Raw genomic sequence first — 541 nt, 5'->3', positions numbered from 1 at the left:
CTTCGCAATCCGCGCGTTTAACCTAAAATCGCCAGGCCGTGAAGATGATGATAGCCAAGCAGCAGCACCAGCAGGTGAAGCAAAAAGTGGTGACCTAGCTCGTCAATACCTAAAAGCGCTAGGTGGTCATGACAACCTAACTTCAATTGACGCATGTATCACTCGTCTACGTCTAACTCTGAAAGATCGTTCAGTAGCTGATGAAGAAGTGTTGAAGAAACTAGGTGCGAAAGGTGTTGTTAAACTAGGTGAAAACAACCTTCAAGTTATCCTTGGTCCTCTAGCAGAAATCGTTGCTGGCGAAATGAAAGCAATCGGCGCAAACGAAGACCTATCGAATGTAAAACTACCATAATTACATCGAACTGATATTTGATTAGAGACCTCCTTCGGGAGGTCTTTTTTTGTTTCAGTGCTTTGAATCTGCTGTGCATTCATGCGAACTCGATAAATATTGCCGTTTTAGCGCGAGTTCTTGTTGTCTAATGGCTTAGAATTGTGGATCATTAGAAACAATGCACTCTGTAAAACCATATCGGAT

The 541-nt window shown here is 42.7% G+C and carries 1 protein-coding gene; it reads left to right on the top strand.

Translation table 11 applies throughout. The features are described 5' to 3' along the window. The coding region (locus R7E78_RS29825) for a glucose PTS transporter subunit EIIB (RefSeq protein WP_318059106.1) at positions 1-355 on the top strand (355 nt) is incomplete at its 5' end. Positions 356-541: the final 186 nt, after the last annotated feature.

It is taken from the genome of Vibrio sp. YT-19(2023) (genome assembly GCF_033337395.1).
This window is presented reverse-complemented; position numbering and strand designations above follow the sequence as displayed.